A 20,730-nucleotide genomic window follows, 5' to 3' on the forward strand; every position below is an offset into this window, starting at 1 on the left:
GAGGAGCCTAATGCCCGCGTCTATGGCTGGAATGGTAAATTTTCGCGGTCCCATTTTGCACGGTCGGGGGAACAGCAAACGCTTGGTCCGCCGAGCGTGCTATGGGCGCTTAGACCTGTGACAGCAACCAACGCCGCATCGCGTCGACCAGTTTGGGCTGGCGCGGCTTCCTCGGGGTCACGATGTAAAACCCCGGATCACCGCTTAGCACCTGTTCGAAGGGTTTGACCAACTGGCCTAAGGTCAGTTCGGACCCGACAAGCGCCGCATCTGCCAGGGCAAACCCCTGCCCCGCCACAGCCGCGTCAATTGCAAGGCTGGTGTGGTTGAACGTCATCATGCGCGGCCTTCCGTCCACCCCGGCATGTTCCAGAAACAGCGGCCAAAGACCATGTGAATCGCTAAGCAACGTCTGCCCCATCAAATCCCGCACATCAGACACGCGCCCGGCCAGATCTGGCGCGCAGACGACAATAAGCTCGGTCGAAAACAAGGGCTCGGCCCGCAGATCGGATGTCAGATGCGATTGACCGTGGCGCACAGCGATGTCGGCACCGTCTTTTTCAAATTCGGCAAGATGTTCCTGCGCATCGATCTGAACCTGAATTTCCGGGTGCTTCGCCGTGAAATCCGACAGCCTGGGCACCAGCCATTTCGACGCAAAACTGGGTGTCACGGATATCGTGATCCGACGCTGGTCTGCCGCCTCTTCCACCGCGTTTTCGATCAGGCGAAACGCGCGTTTTAGAGGCGCGCTGAGTTTGCGGCCCTCTTCCGTCAGGTGCAGACCGCGCGGCATCCGATCGAACAGGGCAATGCCCAAGCGCGCCTCAAGCCCTCGAACCTGCTGCGCCACAGCCCCTTGCGTAACGCCCAGTTCTTCCGCCGCAAGGCGAAAATTCAGATGTCGGGCCGCAGCTTCAAAAGCACGCAAAGCGTTCAGAGGTGGAAGGGCTGGCATATCCGCACACAGTAGATTTTCTACAGGCTTAGAGCAGAAGAACTGATTGGTCAAACGCAGCGCCGCGGCTCATTCTCAGGAAAGATGCAAATTGGAGCGCGAAAATGACAGAAAAAGTTGCCCTGATAATGGCCGGTGGCAGCGGGATGGGCGCCGACGCGGCCCGTCGGCTGGCCGCTGACGGGTTCAAAACCGGTATCCTGTCCTCATCCGGAAAAGGTGAGGCATTGGCCCGGGAACTGGGTGGCGTCGGGATAACCGGGTCCAACCAATCCACCGACGATCTGCAACGGCTGGTGGATGCGGCCATGTCCCATTGGGGACGGATCGACGTTCTGGTCAATTCAGCCGGGCATGGCCCAAAAGGCGCGGTGCTGGATCTGTCGGATGACGACTGGCATCTGGGGATGGAGGTGTATTTTCTAAACGCCGTCCGCCCGACCCGGCTGGTGACCCCGATCATGCAGGCCCAAGGCGGTGGATCAATCATCAATATCTCAACCTTCGCCGCATTCGAACCGGACCCGGCCTTTCCGACCTCGGGCGTGTTTCGCTCTGGCCTCGCGGCTTTCACCAAGCTCTATTCCGACAAATACGCGGCGGACAACATCCGCATGAACAACGTGCTGCCCGGCTTCATCGACAGTCTGCCCGAGAAACAGGACTTCCGCGACAGGATTCCGATGGGCCGCTATGGGCGCAGTCAGGATGAGATCGCGCCGGTGATTTCTCTGCTGGCTTCTGAAGGGGGCGGATACATCACCGGACAAAACATCCGGGTCGATGGTGGTATCACCCGTTCGGTCTGACCTGTCAGAGCCGCGCCTTTATCAGATGCGTCAGCGCCGCGCCGGTTTCGAAATAGGCCCGGCGCAGGCCCGTCCAGCTTTCACGGTGCTCGGATACGACTGGCACCGGCAGGCATGAGAAATCCCCTGTCAAAAGGCTTTCAGCCATCAACCGCCCGAACACAGTGCCGGGCCCGATGCCGCGCCCGGAAAACCCATGGGCGGACAGGGCGTTTGGGCCAAGCTGGGTGATCTTGGGAATATGATCCGATGTCATGGCTATCCGCCCGTGCCAGCCCTTAATCAATGGTTGATCCGATAGGTGCGGAAAAAGTTCGGCCAGTTTGCGCTTGACCCAAGCAACATGAGCCGCCCGGCCAGCATGGCTTAGATCCCCCATCCCGCCAATGATCATGCGTCCGTCCTGATCCAGCCGGAACGATGTCATGATCAGGCCGGTATCCCAGCATCCTTCGCCCTGCGGCAGAATGCTGTTGCGCAGATTGTGGGACAAAGGCGCGGTCGCATGTTGAAAGTAGTAGACCGGCACATAGGCGGGCGCGGTGTCCTCAATACCTTGGTGATAGGCGTTTGTGGCTTGAATGACCGCCCTTGCGCGCACCGATCCGCCGGGGGTTTCCAGAACCCAAACCTCACCTTCCCGGCGCAGGTTGCGAACCGGACTGTTGGTGTAGATCTGCGTGCCGAACTCACGCGCCACTCGCGCCATACCCTGCACATAGGACAGTGGCTGGATAGTACCAGCCCGAGGATCAAACAGCGCCCCATGAAACGCCTCGCTACCGGTTCTTTGCGCTGCGGTCCGGGCCGACAACAGCTCGACCGGAGCGCCCGCCGTGCTAAGCTGCGCGTGGCGGGTTTGCAGATCGCGCAACCCGGCAGGTGAGTGCGCGCAGTGAAGTGTTCCGTTCCGCACCGGCTCGCAATCGATCTGGTGCTTTTCGATCAGGGCAAAGACCTCGGACGGAGCTTGGGACAGAAGGTCAATCAGGCGGTCACCAGTTGCCTGACCCAAGTGCTTGCGAATGTCGTCGGGGGGCAACCATAGGCCCGCATTGACCAACCCGACATTCCGCCCCGAGCCGCCATGGCCGATGTCCTGCGCCTCCAACAGACAGACCGACGCGCCGGATTTCGCAGCGTGCAGCGCAGCGGAACAGCCGGTGTACCCGCCCCCGATTACGGCCAGGTCCACCGTCACATGGGCCGAGAGCATCTCGGCGTTCAGGTCTTCACGGCATGTCTCGCGCCACAGAGAGTGTTCGGGGTTGGTCACGGGTCACCTTTCATCCTTGCCCGCAGCATTAGCGCGCAAGGTGGCAGCAACTCAAGATTAGGAAAGAGGAACGGGGTTGTCAGGGTCGTGTCGGCGCAAATTTCGATGGCAGCGCTGAGTATGACCCTTCGGGCCAGAACAAACCACCCTCTGCAAACTGCCCGGCCCAACCAGCACAGTCGTTTCGACAGAAACGACAAAGATGGGCGGGAGCCCCCTAGACGTCGAGTGACCGCGCGATCAGTTCTTTCATAACTTCGTTGGTGCCGCCATAGATCATCTGCACGCGTGCATCCGCATAAAGACGGGCAATCGGGTATTCCATCATAAACCCGTAACCGCCAAACAGTTGCAGGCATTCGTGCATGATTTCGTTCTGCACCTCGGACCCCCAGTATTTGACCATCGAGGCTGTCGCGGCGTCCAACTCTCCAGCCTCCAGCTTGGCGATACAGTCGTTCACAAAGCTGCGCAGCACTTCGGCCTTGGTCTTGCACTCGGCCAGTTTGAAACGCGTGTTCTGGAAGTCCATGACACGCTGACCGAAGGCCTTACGCTCTTGCACGTATTTCACCGTCTCGGCGATCGCGAAATCGATTGCCCCAAGGGCCATCAGACCGATGGTCAGGCGTTCCCAGGGCAATTGCTTCATCAACTGATAAAACCCCTGCCCCTCATCCGGGCCCAGCAGGTTCGTCAGAGGCACTTTGACATCCTCAAAGAACAGCTCGGCGGTGTCGTTGCCCTTCATGCCCAGCTTTTTGAGGTTGCGACCCCGGCGAAACCCATCCGCGCCTTCGGTTTCGACCGCGATCAGGGAAACGCCTTTTGCCCCAAGGGACTTATCCGTTTTCGCCGCAACAACGATCAGGTCCGCCGACTGACCGTTGGTGATGAAAATCTTGGACCCGTTGAGCTTGTAAGAGTTGCCATCCTTTTCGGCCGTCGTCCGCACGGCCTGAACGTCGGACCCGGTGCCCGGTTCGGTCATCGCAAGCGCACCTACCATTTCGCCTGAGATCAGCTTGGGCAGCCATTTTTGCTTTTGGTCTTCGCTGCCATAGGTTGCGATGTAATGGGTCACGATGGACTGAATCCCATACCCCCAACCCGCATCACCACGCGCGGCCTGCTCGTAGATCGTTACGGCATCGAACCCCATGCCGCCACCAACGCCGCCATATTCTTCGGCGACCGAGCCCGCCATCAGCCCTGCTTCGCCGACCTTGTGCCAAAACGCGCGGTCGACAACGCCGTTGTCGGCCCATGTTTCAACATTCGGGGAAAGTTCATCATCCATGAACCGGCCTGCCATATCGGCAAACATGCGGTGTTCATCTGTAACCCAGGCGGCGGACGAGGTGAAAAGCGACATCTTCAGATCTCCGGATAAGCGTTTGTTATAGGCTACCTAGCCCAGCGCTTCCCGCCAATCCATGTGACGTGGCGTTGGGCCCCTGAACAACGCAACGTTCTTTCCCGGAGGGTTAGGCCAGGGCGGTTTTCAGCAGTAATGCGGCAGCCTCTTTGGCGTCTTCGGCAGGGTCGCCGCTTTTCAACAGCACGGCAGAGACTATTGCACCTTCCTGCAGCAAGACAATCTGTCGTGCCAGCGTTTCAGGTGCAGGGGCGCCCGCCTTTTGTGCAAGGTGCGTGAAATGATCCAGCATCACCTGCTTGTGTCTGGCGGCCTGAACATGGATCGGATGATCGGCTTCCTGATACTCGGCCCCCGCCTTGATGAACATGCAGCCGCGAAACTCGTCCTGTTCGAACCATTCCTTGAGGGCGTCGAAACTGGCCAGGATTTGCCCCGCCGGCGTGTCGGCCCTGTCTGACATACGCCCCAGAACCCACTCGCGAAAGCTTTCGTCCCGCAGGCGCAGGACGGCCAGGATCAACTCTTCCTTGGTGCGGAAATGCTTGTACATCGAGGTTTTCGACACGCCCGTTTCCACCACCAGCTTGTCCATGCCAGTCGCGTGAAACCCGTCGCGATAGAACACCTGCATCGCCTTGCGAACAAGCTCATCTCGTTTGTTTGGGCGCATGATCCCGCTCCTGCATGTACTGACCTGTACATATTAAACTTGGCCGCGCGGTTCAATCCACCTTGCCTACCCCGTTGAAATACATAGCTTTTCGCCCCGTTTCTTAAGGAATTACATCAAGTCGCAAAATAATACTTGAGTTTATTGACAGATCGGTACACTTTAGAGGTATTCTTACCGATCAGTTCACCCAAGGATTTGACCGATGAAACGACACGCCAACCTTGTTCCACCACAATATCTGCCGGTCCTGTTGACCCTGGCGATGATCGCCGCTGCACTCGTCTGAAAGAGCACCCGAAAATGTCCCGACCACCGCTGCCGCCCTTCACCGTCGAAACCGCCACGCAAAAGGTTCGTATGGCAGAAAACGCCTGGAATTCCCGTGATGCAGATGTCGTGACCCCGGCCTATACCGAACACAGCCAATGGCGGAACCGGGCCGAATTTCTGTCCGGCCACGCCGACATCCACGCCTTCCTGACCCGCAAGTGGCGCAAGGAACTGGACTATCGCCTGATAAAAGAGCTTTGGGCCTTTTCCGACAATCGCATTGCGGTGCGCTATGCCTATGAATGGCACAATGACAGCGGTCAGTGGTTCCGGTCTTATGGCAATGAGAATTGGGAATTTGCCGAGGACGGGCGCATGTCGCATCGTCACGCCTCGTTAAACGATTTGCCGATCACCGAGGATGACCGCCTGTTTCACTGGCCGCAGGGCGAACGCCCGGAAGACCATCCGGGGCTGTCAGACTTGGGTCTGTGAAAGGACAAACCATGCCGCGCGCCTTTTCCGAACTGACCTTCACCCCAGCCGTTCGCGCCCATCAGGAACGGATGGGATCGGCAAAAACCTATGCCAAGTTTATCGAAGGTGGCCCACAGCAAGGCCACCTGATCGGCGATGCGGAAAAAGCGTTTATCACAGCGCGGGACGGGTTCTATCAGGCCACCATGTCCGAGACTGGATGGCCTTATGTTCAGTATCGCGGCGGCCCTGTCGGGTTCTTGAAGGTGCTGGGGACACAGACCATCGGCTATGCCGATTTTTCCGGCAACAAACAGTATATCTCGCGCGGGAATCTGGACGGGAACGATCGAATTGCGATGATCCTGATGGATTACGCCAATCAGCGCCGTCTCAAGATTTTGGGGCGTGTGGAGTTTACCGAAGGCGAGGCGGCCACAACCAGCCTGTATCCCGACGGGGCCACCACACGCGCCGAACGCGCCGTGATCATCCGGGTCGAGGCGCTGGCCTGGAATTGCCCCAGCCATATCACGCCCCGTTATACCGAGGCTGAACTGCGCCCGCATCTGAACGCCCTGGGACAGCAACTGGCGCAGTTGCAGGCTGAAAATGAACGGCTGAAACAAGCACTGGCCCAATCGAATTAGGTCGCAGAGACCCTTCAAATCACCTTCGCGGACGGAGGACGGACTACCATGCTACGTTCAACGATGAATATCGCCCTGATCGCGCTTGCAGGTGCCGGTTGCGCCTTTCTTGTTGTCCTCTATGGTTTTTTTGCCTCCCCGAATGCGGTCCGGACACAGCCCGCGACGGGTGAACAGACATTGTTGCTGGACCGTTTGCTGCAAAACTGACGGTGTACCTCGTCAGACGCCCTTCCGAATGCCCCAACTGCATTGACGCCTGATTTCCGCAAAAATCCACGGCGCGCCCCTTGACCTTCCCGTCACTGGAACCCTCATGTGGAGGGCAAAGATAGTTCCGAGACGAGTCGTATGGCACAGCCTCAACCAATACAGATCAAGATCACCGGACTGAACTGCGCCTCTTGCGTTGCGCGGGCCGAAGCTGCGTTGAACGGTGTTACAGGCGTCGAGTCCGCCTCGGTCAACTTTGCAACCCACACTGCGCAGGTCGTAACAACAGGTCCGGTTACGGCGCTGACCACAGCGCTGGACGATGCCGGTTATCCTGCGGCGATTGAACAGACTGTCCTTGCGCTCACCGGGATGAACTGCGCCTCTTGCGTGGCAAAGATCGAACGTGCGCTTGCCGCGACCACTGGTGTTTTGACTGCTGATGTCAATCTGGCGACAGGGGCAGCTCGGGTGACTTATCTTGAGGATGCCACCACGCCCGCGACACTGGCTCGGGTCGCGGCCGATCTTGGTTATCCGGCCCGGATCGAGGGGCAGAATGGCACTGCCCCCGCGACGCAGGATGATGAGGCGCAAAAGCTGAAGCAGACCACGCTGCTGGCCGCGCTGCTTGCGGCACCGGTGTTCATTCTTGAGATGGGCGGCCACATGATCCCCGCCTTCCACCACTGGGTGCACGGCACCATTGGCGCGCAAACCAGTCAGTTGATTCAATTCGCGCTGACAACGGTTTTGCTTATCGGTCCCGGGCGGGTGTTCTATCGAAAAGGCATCCCGTCCCTGCTGCGCGGAACGCCGGATATGAACGCGCTGGTCGCGTTGGGAACCGGTGCCGCCTACCTCTATTCGGTGACCGCGACCTTTGCGCCCGGCGTGCTGCCGCAGGGCACAGCAAATGTGTATTTCGAAGCCGCCGCTGTCATCGTGGTTCTGATCCTTCTGGGCCGCTGGATGGAGGCGCGCGCCAAAGGTAAAACCGGCGCAGCCATTCGCAAGCTGATCGGGCTGCAGCCCAAAACCGCGCGAGTTGAACAGGGCGGCGCTGCTATCGACCGCCCCATTGCCGAAATCACAGTGGGCGACATCCTGCAAATTCGGCCCGGTGAACGCATCGCGGTCGATGGGCAGGTGTTGGAGGGCTCTACGTTTGTGGATGAAAGCATGATCACAGGCGAACCCGTTCCGGTCGGCAAATCACCCGGCGATCCGGTTGTTGGGGGCACCGTAAACGGAACCGGTGCTCTGCGGGTGCAGGCCACGCGTGTCGGGGCCGATACAGTCCTGGCGCAGGTCATTCGATTGGTGGAACAGGCGCAGGGGGCCAAACTGCCAATCCAGGGGCTGGTGGACCGGATCACCTATCGCTTTGTTCCGGCGGTCATCACTGTCGCTGTTCTGACCGCCCTCACGTGGTTGCTATTCGGGCCTGCGCCCTCTTTGCCGCTGGCGCTGGTGGCCGGGGTCTCGGTCCTGATCATCGCCTGCCCTTGCGCCATGGGTCTGGCAACACCGACCTCGATCATGGTGGGCACCGGCCGGGCAGCCGAGCTGGGCGTTCTGTTCCGCAAGGGCGATGCGTTGCAGCAATTGCAACAGGCGACGGTGATCGCACTGGACAAGACCGGTACGTTGACACTGGGCCGTCCCGAATTCGACAACATCACAACGACAACCGGGTTCGATCCGACCGAGGTGCTTCGTTTGGCTGCGGCGCTGGAAGCACGTTCAGAGCATCCGATCGCATCGGCAATCACGCGCGCCGGTCCCGCAGATTTGCCCGATGCGTCCGAGGTTCAATCCCTGACGGGCCTCGGGGTGCAGGGCGTGGTCGAAGGTCGACGCGTTCTGATCGGATCCAAGACCCTGATGCAGCAGCAAGGCCTTGACCTTGACGACCTGCAAGCCGAGTCCGACGACCGCGCCACCGAAGGCGCAACGCCGCTATTCGTGGCGATTGATGGGCGGCTGGCGGCGGCGCTGTATGTTTCCGACCCAATCAAACCCGGCACGCCCGAGGCATTGGCGCGCCTGCGCGAGGCCGGTTTGACGTTGGCGATGGTCACCGGCGACAACACCCGTACGGCGAGGGCATTGGCCAACAGGTTGGGCATCGACCACGTCACAGCCGAAGTCCTGCCGGATGGGAAACGGGACGCGATACAATCCTTGCAGGACCGGTTTGGCACCCTGGCTTTCGTCGGCGACGGCATCAACGACGCCCCTGCCCTTGCTGCGGCCGACATAGGTGTCGCCATAGGCACCGGCACAGACGTAGCGATTGAGACTGCGGACGTCGTTCTGATGTCCGGCGATTTGCGCGGTGTTGCAAATGCGGTTGAAATCAGTCGCCGCACAATGCGTAACATCCGGCAGAACCTGGGCTGGGCCTTTGGATATAACATCCTTCTGATCCCGGTTGCAGCGGGGGTTCTCTATCCGTTTGGGGGTCACTTGCTGTCCCCGGCCTTGGCCGCCGGGGCGATGGCCTTGTCCAGTGTCTTTGTCGTCTCAAACGCGCTGCGCCTGCGGCGGGTACGCGCGGATCTGCCTGATAACGCAAAGGCGACATCCAAGGAGGTCCGCGCATGAATATCGGAGATGTTGCTGCACAAACCGGCCTGCCCGCCAAAACCATCCGCTACTACGAAGAGATTTCTCTGATCAAACCCCTGCGCGACGACAATGGATACCGGGTCTTCCGCCCTCAGGACCTGCACAAGCTGACCTTTCTGGGCCGCGCCCGCGCTTTGGGGTTCACTATCGAAGACTGCCGCACCCTGCTGGCGCTTTACGAAGACGAAACGCGGGCCAGTGCGGATGTCAAACGGGTGGCCCGCGATCATCTGGCGCAGATCGATGCCAAGATCGCGGACCTGAAGGCCATGCGCGACACGCTGAGTCACCTGATCGATGCCTGTGCAGGGGATGATCGCCCCGACTGCCCGATCCTTCAGGATCTGGGCGGCAAGGCGTGACGCGGGGTTGCCCTTTGGGCGCAGCTTTGCTTTGTCTCTGACCAACACTCCGGCCCGCTGAATGATACGGGGCCGGTCAGCAGAGAGGATCACCAAATGGCAAAAGTTGCGTTTCTGGGTTTGGGCGTCATGGGCTATCCAATGGCCGGACATTTGCAGGCGGCGGGTCATGAGGTGACCGTTTTCAATCGGACAGCCGCAAAGGCCGAAGCCTGGGTTGCCCAACATGGCGGCGCGATGGCGATCACCCCGCAAGACGCTGCTAAGGGCGCAGATTTCGTGATGGCCTGCGTCGGCAATGACGACGACCTGCGCATGGTCTGCACCGGCGAGGGCGGCGCCTTTCACGGCATGGCCGAAGGGGCAACATTCGTTGATCACACCACCGTGTCCGCCAAGGTCACACGCGAGCTGTATGCCGCGGCGCAAAGCAAGGGGATTGCCTTTGTGGACGCCCCGATCTCGGGCGGTCAGGCGGGTGCCGAAAATGGCGCATTGTCGATCATGTGCGGCGGCGATCAGGTGGCTTACGATGCGGCAGAGCCGATCATGCAGGTCTATTCCAAGATCTGCCGCAGGATCGGTGACAGCGGCGCGGGGCAAATGACCAAGATGTGCAACCAGATTGCCATTGCCGGTCTGGTTCAGGGCCTGAGCGAAGCGTTGCATTTTGCCGAAAAGGCCGGGCTGGATGGGCGCTCGGTCGTTGAGGTGATCAGCCAGGGTGCTGCGGGCAGCTGGCAGATGGCGAACCGCTATGAAACCATGCTGGACGATCATTTCGATCATGGGTTTGCGGTGGACTGGATGCGCAAGGATTTGGGAATCTGTCTGGAGACGGCGAATGAAACCGGGGCCTCCTTGCCGGTGACGGCTTTGGTCGACCAGTTCTACAAGGATGTGCAAAAGCTGGGTGGCGGTCGGTGGGACACGTCCTCGCTGTTCAAACGTTTGCGCGCGCTGGACTGAGGTCAGGGGGGCTGTCTGCCCCCGCCGCGCCTGAGGGCGCGTCTCCCCCCCGAAGATATTTTCAGCCAGATGAAGGGGATCCTGGTGTCGGACGAACAGGGTATGAGCGATATGACTGTGTTCTGGGCAACTGCGCTGCGGCTGCACTGGGGGCTTGAGGCGCGTTTGACGCGGCTGGATGGTGAGTATGATCTGAACTTTCTGGTGCAGGCGAAAAACGGGCAGGATTACATTCTCAAGGTCATGCGCCCCGGCTGCGCGCGCGGTTTGGTGGATCTGCAGATCAAGGCGTTGGAGCATATTGCCGCGACGGCCCCGGGCCTGCCCTTCCCAAAGGTCTTTGCGGATTTGAATGGCGACGTTTTGCCGGAGATTCAGGACGAAACCGGTGCATCCCGTTTGGTCTGGCTGCTTGAGTGCTTGCCAGGCGAGTGTTACGCGCAAGCCGCGCCCAAAAGCGAGGAATTGATCCTGAGGTTGGGGCGTGTTCTTGGCGCGACGGATCGGGCGTTGGAAGGCTTCGCGCATGACGGGTTGGATCGGGCAGGGTTCAAGTGGGATCTGACGCAGGCCGGTTGGATTGCGGATCAACTGGGTGTCATTCAGGATGAAGACCGGCGCAGATTGCTGGGCGAAATCGTCGCCGGGTTCGACGCAATTTCGGACACGCTTGCGAGCCTGCCGAGACAGGCCATTCACAACGACGCCAACGATTACAATGTTCTGATCGAGGGCGCGCTGGGTCAGGGCCAAACCGTCACGGGCTTGATCGATCTGGGTGATATGTGCGCTGCGCCCCGCGTGTGCGACCTGGCCATTGCCGGTGCCTATATCGTGCTGGATCACCCGAAACCCGAACGTGCGCTGACAGCACTGGTACGCGGCTATCACGCCGCGAACCGCCTGAGCCCGCAGGAGCTTGATCTGATCTGGCCACTTCTGCGGATGCGGTTGGCTGTGTCCGTGGTGAACTCGACCCTGATGGCGGCGGAGAACCCGGTTGATCCCTATGTGACGATTTCACAGGCTCCGGCGTGGCGGTTTCTGGAAAACGCTGCGGTCAATGGCGGCTTGATGCCAGCGCGTCTGCGCGCCGCATGTCACCTGCCGGTCACCGACGGGGCCGAGCGTGTTCACGCTTATCTGGCGGCACATCGCGGTCACTTTGCCCTGATGTTCGGACAAGACCTTGGCGAGGTTCCCATGGGCTCGCTGTCGGTGGAAAACTCGACCTGGCCGCAAAACCCGTTCCACATGCCTTTAGAAGAAGCCGCGCGGGTCGGGGAAGAGTTCGGAGACGGGCTCTGGCTGGGATATTACAACGAACCGCGGCTGATTTATGCGGAACCGGGGTTTCGCAAAGGCCCGTGGAAGGCGTCCGACCGGCGGACAGTGCATCTGGCGGTGGATGTCTTTGCCCCGGCAGGGACCGCATTGCACGCGCCTGTCAGTGGGCGGGTCGAAGTGGTCGAAAACCGGGACAGCCATCTGGATTATGGCGGCGTGGTGATCCTGCGCCATGAAACGCCCCAAGGCGATCCGTTCTACACCCTCTACGGCCATCTGGACCCCGAGGTCTGTGATCGGCTGAAACCGGGCGATCCCGTGGCGCAGGGCGCGGCCTTCGCACAGCTTGGCGATGCCAGCCAGAATGGCGGCTGGGCCCCGCATGTGCATTTCCAATTGGCGCTGACAACGGTTGGGATGGAGGCCGACTGGCCCGGCGTGGGCGACCCGGACGAGATGTTCCTGTGGCACGCGGTCTGCCCGAACCCCGCCGCGTTGTTGAACTTGCCGGATGACAAGGTGCTCTATCAACCGACCGACAAGCAGGCCATTCTGCAAGGCCGCCATGATCATTTCGGCGGCAACCTGTCGCTGACCTATGATGATCCGGTCATGCTGGTGCGCGGGTGGAAGCACCATCTGTTCGACGAATGGGGTCGCCCCTATTTGGACGCGTATAACAACGTCCCCCATGTGGGCCATGCGCATCCTCGCATTCAGGCCGTTGCGGCGGATCAGTTGAAGCGCATGAACTCGAACACGCGGTATCTGCATCCGGCACAGACGGCGTTTGCCGATAAGGTCTTGTCGAAACTGCCCGATCACCTTGAGGTCTGTTTCTTCGTCAATTCCGGCACCGAGGCCAACGAACTGGCCCTGCGGCTGGCCCGCGCCCATACCGGGGCCAAGGGGATCGTGACGCCGGATCATGGTTATCACGGCAATACCAACGCGGCGGTGGCAATCTCGGCCTATAAGTTCAACAAACCCGGCGGGGTTGGTCAGGCGGATTGGGTTGAACTGGTCGAGGTCGCGGATGATTATCGCGGATCGTTCCGGCGCGATGATCCGGACCGCGCCCAGAAGTTCGCCGATTTCGTCGATCCGGCGATCACCGCGTTGCAAAGCAAAGGCCATGGGCTTGCCGGGTTCATCGCAGAAACCTTCCCCTCGGTCGGGGGGCAGATCATTCCGCCCAAGGGCTATCTGCCTGCCGTTTATGAGAAAATTCGCGCTGCTGGGGGTGTTTGCATCGCGGATGAGGTGCAAACCGGGCTGGGTCGTCTGGGTGACTACTATTTCGGTTTTGAGCATCAGGGCGCGTTGCCGGACATCGTGGTGATGGGCAAGCCCATCGGTAACGGCCACCCTCTGGGCGTTGTGGTCACCACCAAAGAGATCGCCCAAAGCTTTGACAACGGGATCGAGTTTTTCTCGACCTTTGGCGGCTCGACCCTGTCTTGCCGGATCGGCAAAGAGGTGCTGGATATCGTCGATGACGAAGGCCTGCAGGAGAATGCGCGCCTGATGGGTGCGCGGCTGATCGACGGGTTGCGCCAGATCGAATCTGATTTCGGATGTGTCGGAGATGTTCGCGGGATGGGGCTGTTTCTGGGGGTGGAGTTGATCAACCCCGACGGCTCGGAAGGCACTGAAATCTGCAAATACGTCAAGAACCGGATGCGCGACCACCGCATCCTGATCGGCAGTGAGGGGCCAAAGGACAATATCCTGAAAATCCGCCCGCCCCTGACCATCGAAGCCGAGGATGTGGATATGATCCTGTTCGCGCTTAGGGATGTGTTGTCAGAGGTCGGTGATTTCACTCCGGCGCAGGTTTGCGATCACGACCACCATCACGCGGGATGTGGCTGCTGCTGACAAAGTAACCCCGGCCGTTAAGCCGGGGTTTACCGCGTCGTTTAGTGCAACACGGTCGAGGGGGTCTGGTGGCCGGTGGTCTGCATCGGAATGGCCGTCATCATGCGCCGCAGGGTCAGGCCCAGTTCCTCGGACAGTGATGCCAGAGCCGGGGCAAAATCCGGACGCACGATCAGGGATGCCATCATCATCGCATCCTCGCGCGCGCCTTCGGCTGCCGCGCCGATCATTTGCGCGAAACAGTTTTCATCCGCGCCCAGGCATCCGCATCCCAACCCATGCCGCACCAGCGGTCGGCGACCGTGATGGGCACAAAGCGAGCACAGCCGATCCAGCGTCAGCATCGCCGCCCGGCCCTGATCCGCGCCCAGCGCAATGTCGAAATCACTTGCTGCATCCGCACGGCCCTTGGGGCCATCGCCCCAAAGCCGCAGATACATAACAGCACCTGCTTCGATCGGGTCGAGGTCGGACAACCGGCCAACGGACGCCCCACCCCGCGACGTCGGCGCGCTCATTTGGTGAGAATCAATTTGCCCGCGCGGGTGATGCGCAGGGTATACATTTGATCGCCCAGCTCGATATGGGCCAGGTTGCCACCCTTTGTCAGCTCTTCGGCTTTGTGCGAAGGCAGCATGGACACAGCATAGGATTGAGTAGGGTTCGGGGTCGGGGTCTGCGCGTTCATCGGTCAACTCCAGAAGTTTTCAGGCAAACGGCCTTGTTTGTTCGCGGTTTATTACTCTGGCTGACCCGAGAATGGGCTGGCTCTCTGTTCCTGCGCTTAATCTGATTATTTTAGTAAGGTATGTCAAGTGCCCTGTTTGCACGCGCGGGAATTTGCCGGTTTGCGACCAGCGCCAAGCCACGATAAGTCTTTGACAAATTCAGCAATTAGGCAGGTATTCAGTGATGGCAGCGGTTGTATTTGACCTCGATGGAACTCTGATCGACAGCCTCGGCGATATCGTGGCAGCCGCAAACCGGACGCTGGACGACGTCGGCCTGCCGCCCCTGCCCCCAGAGGTCATCGGTCGATTCGTCGGAAACGGTCTGCCCAAGCTGGTCGAGCGCGTGATCCGGCACTGTAACCTGCCGATGGACCGCCACAGCGAACTGACCAAAGTGATGCTGGCCCATTACAATGCCGGGGCCAGCAAAACGACTGTGCCCTATGATGGCATTCCCGAGGCGTTGGACGACCTCAGACGCATGGGCTGTACCCTTGGCGTCTGTACCAACAAGCCCGAGGCCCCGGCCCATCACATTCTGGATGCGCTCAACCTGTCACCTTTCTTCGATGCGGTCCTTGGTGGCGACAGCCTGGACACACGAAAACCCGACCCCAGCCACCTGTTCGCCAGCTTTGACGCGCTCAGCGCCCCAGGGCCACGCCTGTTTGTCGGGGACAGCGAAGTGGATGCAGAAACCTCGGACCGGGCGGGGATTCCATTTCTGCTGTTTACCCAAGGCTACCGAAAATCGCCGGTCGCGGAGATTCCGCACACCGTTGCCTATGACAGTGCAACCGAATTACCGGCGTTGGTATCTCGGATGCTGGAAGAGGCACAGTAAACCCACGCCCAAAAATTATTGAGGGGCCGGCCGAGGGGGTAGTGACCAGCCCCTCATCGGGGAAAAACTGTTTGGTCGCGCGCGACCTGTGGTTGGGTTCGTTCTAACGAATCCCTTTTCGCGGCGAAATTGGGGGTTTCCCGTAGAGAAACAAAAAAGTTGCAAAAGGCTGCTTTGGATACCTGCGACGGTCCCGCAGTATCAATCAGGCCGACCTGGCGAACAGGATGCTGTTCACGCTCGTTCCGCGACTTCTGCGAGCCTTAGTCCTATTGTGCGGCAGAGTTCACACCGCGTTGATCCTGATAGTGTTTTACCTTCGACATTTTCCCGATACCCGGATTGAACGAGTTGGTCGGATCGCAGCATGTGTAATGTGCCGCCAGATCGGGCTTGGCCTTATACAGGTGGCCAACATTGTGTTCTGCCGGGTATTCCGCCCCGCGCTGATCGAACAGCTTCAGCATCGCAGCCTTGAGCGCCTTGGGATCTGCCCCCTTCCGGACCACGTAATCCTGATGCATCACGTGGCACATGAAGTGGCCGTAATAGAGTTTGTGGACCAGTTGATCCTCGATCTCGGGGGGCAGTTTTTCCAACCATTCCCTATCGTTGCGGCGCAGGGCGACATCCAGCGCGATGATGTCTTCAACCTCATTGGCATGGATGGCCATATAGCGCACGGCGGCACCCGCGGCGGCAAACCGGTGCAGACCGGCAATCTTGGCCTCGCGCGCGTCGCATTCGAAGAAATCCGCATCACGGTCTTTCAGAAATTCCGGCAACCAACTGGCGGCCTCGGCGATGCCACCCTCTTTCATCTTCAGGATTAGGTGGTGTTCGTACTTGTCCCGGAACTGCGTCATTCGTTTAGGCAGTACGCGGGGCCACAAAGACACCGCCATTTGCATGAACCTGTCGGTAAAACTGCTGAGGAACGGAACGCGGCGCAAACGGGCATCCACGGCCCCCTTCATGGCAAAGAAGAATGGCAGCCGATCTGTGCCCAGCTTGTCGATCATCACCACCGTGTCCTTGCCGTATTTCGCGGTGATGTCGAATACCTCACGCTGCATGTATTCGGCGGATACCGGCAGAGACTGGAACTCGGACAGGATATGTCGACGCAAGTCTGCCAGATCCTCGGGGTCGTTGGTTCCGATATAGAAGACCTGTTCGGCCTTGTTCTTGGGGAAGGTATCAAGACGCACGGCAAACACCGCCAATTTTCCGGCGGATCCGGCGGATTCGAACAGTTTGGCCTTGTCCGCGTTGAACCGCGCAGGTGTTTCGGCATCCACGTCCCGTACGATCTGCGCATAGTCGCTGGCCGAGGCGCGCTTGTTCGTCGCCCCCGGATTGCGCTCGAACTGTCCTGCATCGAGATTGGCAAGGATTTCCTCGGGCGTTTCGCCCAGATCGATGCCCAGATGGTTGACCAGTTCCAACTCGCCCTGTTCGGTGATCCGGGCATAGACGGACAGTTCCGTATAAACCGGCCCGCGTTCAACCAGCGAACCGCCCGAGTTGTTGCAGACGCCACCCACAATCGACGCGCCGATACAGGATGATCCGATCACCGAATGCGGTTCGCGTCCCAGCGGGGCCAGCAGTTTCTCCAACGCAAACAGGGTGGCGCCCGGAAAGCTGACGATCTGCGCGCCATCATTCAGGGGCACCAGAGCATCCATCCGCCGCGTGTTGATCAGCACCACATCGCGATCATAACTGCCCGAAGGGGTCGACCCCTCGGTCAGACCGGTATTGGCCGCCTGCATAATGACGATCTTGTCGGCGGCCACGCAGGCTTGCAGCACTTTCCACTGTTCCAACAAAGAACCGGGTTGAATGACGCACAGCGCCTCCCCCTCGCCCGAGCGGAAGCCGCGCCGGAACCGTTCGGTCGCGCGTTCGCCTGTCAGGACGTGGCGCGATCCGACGATGGAACGGAAATGTTTGATCAGCGCGTCATTGGTCATGGCAGCCTCCGGCCCGTTCTATACGTTGCGAAAACGGATGTTCTCGCGGCTCAGTTGATCGATCCTGGTGACGCCCATCAGTTTCATGTCGCGTTCAATCTCGGCCCGCATCAGGCCGAGGGCGCGTTCGACCCCCGCCTGCCCTGCAGCGGCCAGCGGGTACAGATAGTGCCGTCCGACGCCCACAGCTTTGGCCCCTATCGACAGTGCCTTCAGCACATGCGTGCCACGCTGGATGCCACTGTCCATCATCACGTCCAGCTTGTCACCCACCGCATCGACGATCTCGGCCAGTTGATCGAACGGCGTGCGCGATCCGTCCAGTTGCCGCCCGCCGTGGTTCGACAGGATGATGCCGGTGCAGCCGATCTCAGCCGCGCGTTTGGCGTCCTCGACGGTCATGACGCCCTTGAGGCAGAACTGACCGTCCCAGTCGCGCACCATCTGCGCCACGTCATCCCAGTTCATCGACGGATCCAGCATGTCGGTGAAATACCCACCGATGGAGCTGGCCCCACCGCCCATATCCACATGCTCCTCTAGCTGCGGCAGGCGAAATTTCTCATGCGTGACATAGTTGATCCCCCACATCGGCTTGATTGCGAACTGGATCATGCCGCCCAGCGTCAGGCGGAACGGGATCGAGAACCCGGTGCGCAGGTCGCGTTCGCGGTTGCCGCCGGTGATGCTGTCAACGGTCAGCATCATCACCTCGACACCAGCCTCTTTAGCGCGCTGCATCATGGCCGAGTTCAACCCGCGATCCTTGTGGAAGTAAAACTGATAGACCTGTGGGTTCTTGTGTTTCTGGCGCAGTTCTTCCAGCGACACCGTCCCCAGTGACGAGACCCCGAACATCGTCCCGTATTTCTCAGCCGCCGCCGCCACCGCGCGTTCCCCCTGATGGTGGAACAGGCGCTGCAGGGCGGTGGGTGAGCAATAGACCGGCATATCCAGCTTTTGCCCCATCACCGTCACCGACATATCCACGTCCTTCACGCCGCGCAGGACCGAGGGCAACAGGTCGCAACGGTCGAACGCGTTGGTATTTTCGCGATACGTCACCTCATCATCCGCGCCACCGTCGATGTAGTTGAAGATCGGTCCCGGCAGCCGCTGTTTGGCCAACCGCCGGAAATCGTGGAAGTTATGACATTGGGTCAGGCGCATTGTTGAGGCTCCTTAATAGGCGACCGAGGGCAGCCAGGTGGCCAATGTGGGCCACAGGAAGACCAGCGCCAGACCGGTCAGCTGCAACAGGACAAAGGGGATGATGCCTTTGTAGATGTGGGTCAGCTTGATCTCGGGCGGGCAGACGCCTTTCAGATAGAACAGGGCGAATCCAACCGGCGGTGTCAGGAAGCTGGTTTGCAGCGTCACCGCGACAAGGATGACAAACCACACCAGCGCCGGTTCATCCAGAACGCCAAAACCGGGAATGTCGATGCCCAACCCGTTCACGATGGGGCGCATCAGGGGCAGCACGATCAGCGTGATCTCGATCCAGTCCAGCACAAAGCCCAGGAGGAAGACGATGAACAGGATGAATAGGATCGTGCCGTTGGCACCGAACCCGGTTGATTGGACGACGTGTTCGATCAGCTCGTCCCCACCCAGTTCCCGCAGGACGTAGGAGAAAACGGTCGCGCCAAGGAAGATCGCGAAGATATAGGCGGTGGTGTTGAAGGTCGAGACCAGCACGTTCCACAGTTTCGCGAAGGTCAGCTTGCGATAGCCAAGCGCCAGCAGCGTCGCACCCAACGCACCGATACCTGAGGCCTCGGTTGGAGTGGTCAGACCAGCAAAGATCGACCCCAGAACCGCGAGGATCAGCATCAGCGTCGGGATGACCGCGATCAGCACGTCCTTGACGGCGGCCCAGTCGGGGGCCTTTGCGCCCTCGGGCACCGGGGCTGCGTCGCGTTTCACCAGCGCGAGGATGAAGATATAGGTCAGGTACAGACCACCGATGATCACGCCCGGAAAGACGGCGGCCATGAACAGGTCTCCGACAGACAGGGCCATCTGGTCGGCCATGATCACCAGCATGATCGACGGCGGGATCAGAATGCCCAGCGTGCCCGAGGCTGAAACCACACCCGCCGCTAGTGTCGGCTGGTATTTCTGCTGCATCATCGAAGGCAGCGACAGCACACCCAGCAGAACAACCGACGCACCAATGATGCCGGTCGAGGCAGCCAGAATGATCCCGATCAGGGTCACGGTGATCGCCAGCCCCCCGCGCACCGTCCCGAACAGGCGCTGCATCGAGGACATCAGACGCTCGGCCACACCGGATTCGTCCAGCATCAGGCCCATGAAGATAAACATCGGCAAGGCCACGAGAACCGCGTTGGACATGGTCGCATAAACCCGGTTCACCACCGCGCCGAGGGTCAGGTAATCGAGCCCCGTAAATGTGCTTTCAAGGCCCGTCCACAGCATCAGATCATTGTCGAACAGGTAGGCCAGACCACAGTAGGCCACACCGACACCGGCCAGAACCCAAGCCACCGGGTAGCCGGTAAACAGCAGCGCGATGAAGGTCAGGAACATCGCGATGACCAGCTTTTCCTCGGTCGTCTCAACAAGGAACGTCAGGCCCACGCAAACGGCGGCAAAGACAGCCAGCACCAGCAGGATACGGCGCAGCGGCGCGCCTTCGCGTTCCGAGGACGGTCCGTATAGCAACGCGTGCACATCGTGGATCAACCGCGCCAGCGCCGCCAAAGCCAGCAGGATGAAACTGATCGGAATCACCGCCTTGAACGCCCAACGTGCAGGCAGACCGGTGGGGCTGTCAGACCGTTCATTGACGCGGAAGCTTTCGTAGAAATAGTCATAGCCCTGATCGATCATCAGGTAGATGAACGGGGTCAGCAGGGTCAGGATGCCGATCACTTCGATGATCCGCTGCGCCCGGCGTGACAGCTGCATATGCAAGACGTCCACACGCACATGGCTGTCGGTGATCAGGGCATAGGAAATGCCGATCATCGTGACGATGCCGTAGAAATGCCACTGGATCTCATCCAGCTTGGGATAGTTCTGGCTGAACAGATAGCGCAGCGAGACCTGAGAAAAGATCGCCGCCATCAGCAGGACGTTCGCCCACATGACCACGTGACCTACGGCCTTGACGCTGGTGTCGATGGCAACGGCGATTTTCTGGCGGTCGGTCTCGGGATGTTCCAGGATGCCTTCATAGGCTTCGACCGGATCGTTGAGGTTCTTTTGCGTGGCCATGGTCATTCCTCGCTCAGCAGCCCGGCGCGCGGGCGGTGAAAGGTTAGAAAGTCCGAAATTCAGAAACAAAGAACCGGAGCGACGGTT

General features: G+C 59.9%; 18 protein-coding genes. 9 read left to right on the plus strand and 9 right to left on the minus strand.

The window, feature by feature from the left end; genetic code table 11:
- Nucleotides 1–109 precede the first annotated feature (109 nt).
- Entirely contained in the window at nt 110–961 is an 852-nt protein-coding gene (locus ACR0KJ_RS07325; RefSeq protein WP_480626326.1) for a LysR substrate-binding domain-containing protein, read from the minus strand.
- A gap of 104 nt (nt 962–1,065) precedes the next feature.
- On the opposite strand from ACR0KJ_RS07325, the gene ACR0KJ_RS07330 reads away from it, so the two are divergent.
- Nucleotides 1,066–1,770 (plus strand): SDR family oxidoreductase, encoded by a 705-nt coding sequence (locus ACR0KJ_RS07330; protein ID WP_170736388.1) that lies wholly within the window; start codon nt 1,066–1,068, stop codon nt 1,768–1,770.
- Between the two features lie 4 nt (nt 1,771–1,774).
- Here the strand turns inward: ACR0KJ_RS07330 and ACR0KJ_RS07335 are convergent, their stop codons facing one another.
- The 3 genes from ACR0KJ_RS07335 to ACR0KJ_RS07345 form a co-directional block, all read right to left on the minus strand.
- Nucleotides 1,775–3,046, minus strand: coding sequence for an NAD(P)/FAD-dependent oxidoreductase (locus ACR0KJ_RS07335; protein ID WP_480626327.1), 1,272 nt, complete (start codon nt 3,044–3,046; stop codon nt 1,775–1,777).
- Nucleotides 3,047–3,263: 217 nt separating this feature from the next.
- On the minus strand, nt 3,264–4,421 hold the full coding sequence (locus ACR0KJ_RS07340) for an acyl-CoA dehydrogenase family protein (protein WP_170452523.1): 1,158 nt from the start codon (nt 4,419–4,421) through the stop codon (nt 3,264–3,266).
- A gap of 112 nt (nt 4,422–4,533) precedes the next feature.
- A complete protein-coding gene (locus ACR0KJ_RS07345) occupies nt 4,534–5,097 on the minus strand; it encodes a TetR family transcriptional regulator (protein ID WP_170452525.1) in 564 nt (187 codons plus the stop codon).
- A 303-nt stretch (nt 5,098–5,400) separates the two neighbouring features.
- On the opposite strand from ACR0KJ_RS07345, the gene ACR0KJ_RS07350 reads away from it, so the two are divergent.
- The 7 genes from ACR0KJ_RS07350 (at nt 5,401) to ACR0KJ_RS07380 (ending at nt 13,843) form a co-directional block, all read left to right on the plus strand.
- Nucleotides 5,401–5,865 carry a nuclear transport factor 2 family protein gene (locus ACR0KJ_RS07350; protein WP_480626328.1) on the plus strand — a complete coding sequence of 155 codons (465 nt, stop codon included), beginning with the start codon at nt 5,401–5,403 and terminating at the stop codon, nt 5,863–5,865.
- 11 nt (nt 5,866–5,876) lie between these two features.
- The gene (locus ACR0KJ_RS07355; protein ID WP_480626329.1) at nt 5,877–6,497 is read left to right on the plus strand and encodes a pyridoxamine 5'-phosphate oxidase family protein; all 621 of its coding nucleotides are present in this window, start codon (nt 5,877–5,879) and stop codon (nt 6,495–6,497) included.
- Between the two features lie 48 nt (nt 6,498–6,545).
- The gene (locus tag ACR0KJ_RS07360) at nt 6,546–6,707 is read left to right on the plus strand and encodes a hypothetical protein (protein ID WP_170452532.1); all 162 of its coding nucleotides are present in this window, start codon (nt 6,546–6,548) and stop codon (nt 6,705–6,707) included.
- A 141-nt stretch (nt 6,708–6,848) separates the two neighbouring features.
- Complete coding sequence (locus tag ACR0KJ_RS07365) at nt 6,849–9,320, plus strand: heavy metal translocating P-type ATPase (protein WP_480626330.1); 2,472 nt, start codon at nt 6,849–6,851, stop codon at nt 9,318–9,320.
- The gene (gene cueR / locus ACR0KJ_RS07370) at nt 9,317–9,706 is read left to right on the plus strand and encodes a Cu(I)-responsive transcriptional regulator (RefSeq protein WP_480626331.1); all 390 of its coding nucleotides are present in this window, start codon (nt 9,317–9,319) and stop codon (nt 9,704–9,706) included. The genes ACR0KJ_RS07365 and cueR overlap by 4 nt, the downstream gene beginning before the upstream one ends.
- A gap of 96 nt (nt 9,707–9,802) precedes the next feature.
- Nucleotides 9,803–10,675 (plus strand): NAD(P)-dependent oxidoreductase, encoded by an 873-nt coding sequence (locus ACR0KJ_RS07375; protein ID WP_170452538.1) that lies wholly within the window; start codon nt 9,803–9,805, stop codon nt 10,673–10,675.
- Between the two features lie 69 nt (nt 10,676–10,744).
- Nucleotides 10,745–13,843 (plus strand): aminotransferase class III-fold pyridoxal phosphate-dependent enzyme, encoded by a 3,099-nt coding sequence (locus ACR0KJ_RS07380; RefSeq protein WP_480626332.1) that lies wholly within the window; start codon nt 10,745–10,747, stop codon nt 13,841–13,843.
- Nucleotides 13,844–13,884: 41 nt separating this feature from the next.
- Here ACR0KJ_RS07380 and ACR0KJ_RS07385 read toward each other — a convergent pair whose 3' ends face one another.
- On the minus strand, nt 13,885–14,361 hold the full coding sequence (locus ACR0KJ_RS07385; protein ID WP_170452540.1) for a hypothetical protein: 477 nt from the start codon (nt 14,359–14,361) through the stop codon (nt 13,885–13,887).
- Nucleotides 14,358–14,531, minus strand: a complete 174-nt coding sequence (gene hemP / locus ACR0KJ_RS07390) for a hemin uptake protein HemP (protein ID WP_170452542.1) — start codon at nt 14,529–14,531, stop codon at nt 14,358–14,360. Before hemP ends, ACR0KJ_RS07385 begins: the two co-directional genes overlap by 4 nt.
- Nucleotides 14,532–14,755: 224 nt before the next feature.
- On the opposite strand from hemP, the gene gph reads away from it, so the two are divergent.
- The gene (gene gph / locus ACR0KJ_RS07395; protein WP_480626333.1) at nt 14,756–15,418 is read left to right on the plus strand and encodes a phosphoglycolate phosphatase; all 663 of its coding nucleotides are present in this window, start codon (nt 14,756–14,758) and stop codon (nt 15,416–15,418) included.
- 269 nt (nt 15,419–15,687) lie between these two features.
- Here the strand turns inward: gph and dld are convergent, their stop codons facing one another.
- From dld to ACR0KJ_RS07410, 3 genes are read right to left on the minus strand one after another with little or no spacing between them, the layout of a single operon-like run.
- A complete protein-coding gene (gene dld / locus ACR0KJ_RS07400; RefSeq protein WP_480626334.1) occupies nt 15,688–17,397 on the minus strand; it encodes a D-lactate dehydrogenase in 1,710 nt (569 codons plus the stop codon).
- Nucleotides 17,398–17,415: 18 nt separating this feature from the next.
- Nucleotides 17,416–18,567, minus strand: a complete 1,152-nt coding sequence (locus ACR0KJ_RS07405; RefSeq protein WP_170521778.1) for an alpha-hydroxy acid oxidase — start codon at nt 18,565–18,567, stop codon at nt 17,416–17,418.
- Between the two features lie 12 nt (nt 18,568–18,579).
- Complete coding sequence (locus tag ACR0KJ_RS07410; protein WP_480626335.1) at nt 18,580–20,643, minus strand: TRAP transporter large permease subunit; 2,064 nt, start codon at nt 20,641–20,643, stop codon at nt 18,580–18,582.
- Nucleotides 20,644–20,730 lie beyond the last annotated feature (87 nt).

The sequence above is a fragment of the Ruegeria sp. AD6 genome (assembly GCF_056542325.1).

What these genes read in the sequence shown, in the direction of transcription:
- ACR0KJ_RS07325 (WP_480626326.1), bottom strand. Translation starts at nt 961, where the DNA reads ATGCCAGCCCTTCCACCTCTGAACGCTTTGCGTGCTTTTGAAGCTGCG.
- ACR0KJ_RS07330 (WP_170736388.1), top strand. Translation starts at nt 1,066, where the DNA reads ATGACAGAAAAAGTTGCCCTGATAATGGCCGGTGGCAGCGGGATGGGC.
- ACR0KJ_RS07340 (WP_170452523.1), bottom strand. Translation starts at nt 4,421, where the DNA reads ATGTCGCTTTTCACCTCGTCCGCCGCCTGGGTTACAGATGAACACCGC.
- ACR0KJ_RS07345 (WP_170452525.1), bottom strand. Translation starts at nt 5,097, where the DNA reads ATGCGCCCAAACAAACGAGATGAGCTTGTTCGCAAGGCGATGCAGGTG.
- ACR0KJ_RS07350 (WP_480626328.1), top strand. Translation starts at nt 5,401, where the DNA reads ATGTCCCGACCACCGCTGCCGCCCTTCACCGTCGAAACCGCCACGCAA.
- ACR0KJ_RS07355 (WP_480626329.1), top strand. Translation starts at nt 5,877, where the DNA reads ATGCCGCGCGCCTTTTCCGAACTGACCTTCACCCCAGCCGTTCGCGCC.
- ACR0KJ_RS07360 (WP_170452532.1), top strand. Translation starts at nt 6,546, where the DNA reads ATGCTACGTTCAACGATGAATATCGCCCTGATCGCGCTTGCAGGTGCC.
- ACR0KJ_RS07365 (WP_480626330.1), top strand. Translation starts at nt 6,849, where the DNA reads ATGGCACAGCCTCAACCAATACAGATCAAGATCACCGGACTGAACTGC.
- cueR (WP_480626331.1), top strand. Translation starts at nt 9,317, where the DNA reads ATGAATATCGGAGATGTTGCTGCACAAACCGGCCTGCCCGCCAAAACC.
- ACR0KJ_RS07375 (WP_170452538.1), top strand. Translation starts at nt 9,803, where the DNA reads ATGGCAAAAGTTGCGTTTCTGGGTTTGGGCGTCATGGGCTATCCAATG.
- ACR0KJ_RS07380 (WP_480626332.1), top strand. Translation starts at nt 10,745, where the DNA reads ATGAAGGGGATCCTGGTGTCGGACGAACAGGGTATGAGCGATATGACT.
- ACR0KJ_RS07385 (WP_170452540.1), bottom strand. Translation starts at nt 14,361, where the DNA reads ATGAGCGCGCCGACGTCGCGGGGTGGGGCGTCCGTTGGCCGGTTGTCC.
- hemP (WP_170452542.1), bottom strand. Translation starts at nt 14,531, where the DNA reads ATGAACGCGCAGACCCCGACCCCGAACCCTACTCAATCCTATGCTGTG.
- gph (WP_480626333.1), top strand. Translation starts at nt 14,756, where the DNA reads ATGGCAGCGGTTGTATTTGACCTCGATGGAACTCTGATCGACAGCCTC.
- dld (WP_480626334.1), bottom strand. Translation starts at nt 17,397, where the DNA reads ATGACCAATGACGCGCTGATCAAACATTTCCGTTCCATCGTCGGATCG.
- ACR0KJ_RS07405 (WP_170521778.1), bottom strand. Translation starts at nt 18,567, where the DNA reads ATGCGCCTGACCCAATGTCATAACTTCCACGATTTCCGGCGGTTGGCC.
- ACR0KJ_RS07410 (WP_480626335.1), bottom strand. Translation starts at nt 20,643, where the DNA reads ATGGCCACGCAAAAGAACCTCAACGATCCGGTCGAAGCCTATGAAGGC.